The sequence below is a fragment of the Mesorhizobium sp. WSM4813 genome, assembly GCF_055811555.1.
Genome location: NZ_JBVVQU010000152.1, coordinates 1 through 761 on the forward strand (window position 1 = coordinate 1; position 761 = coordinate 761).

1 protein-coding gene is annotated in these 761 nt (G+C 65.0%); it reads left to right on the plus strand.

What is annotated here, in order from left to right:
• Positions 1 to 72: 72 nt before the first annotated feature.
• On the plus strand, positions 73 to 761 hold a 689-nt coding region (locus tag AC0L25_RS32445; protein WP_473599189.1), incomplete at its 3' end, for an IS256 family transposase.

Sequence of the window (761 nt, forward strand, 5' to 3'; positions counted from 1 at the left end):
CTCTGAGGCGAGGGGCGGCCATGGCACGCTGGTGACGTTGCGATCACCGATTCCCGTGGAAGGGGAAGTGCCATGACCAAGCGAGAAGTTAGACTGAGCAAAGGCGAGTTGAAAGCGTTGCTGTTGTCGGATGAGGACGGCTTCCGCAGAGTTTTGCAGACTGTCGTGCAGGAGGCTTTGGAAGCCGAGATGACGGAGGCGATCGGGGCCGAGAAAGGCGAGCGGAGGGCGGAGCGGGTTGGTTACCGGTCCGGCTATTATGAGCGCAAGCTTGTGACGCGGGTTGGGGTCCTGGAACTTCGCGTTCCGCAGGATCGGGCCGGCCGGTTCTCGACGGAATTGTTCGAGCGTTATCAGCGCTCGGAGAAGGCATTGGTATCGGCGCTGGTCGAGATGTACGTGCAAGGCGTGTCGACCCGCAAGGTCAAGGCGATCACCGAGGAGCTGTGCGGCCACGCCTTCTCGGCCTCGACGGTGAGCGAGGCGACGGCGCGGCTGGATGAAGCGCTGAAGGCGTTCTTTGAGCAGCGGCTTGCCGAACCTTACCCGTACCTCATTCTGGACGCGCGCTATGAGCGGGCGCGCGAAGCCGGCGTGATCGCCAGCCAGGCGGTGCTGGTGGCGATCGGCGTCGACTGGGAGGGCCGGCGCCAGGTGCTCGGCGTCGAGCTGGCCAACCGGGAGAGCCATTCGAGCTGGCGCGCGTTCGTGGCAGGGCTCAAGCAGCGCGGGCTCGCCGGCGTCGAGTTCGTCGTCTCCGA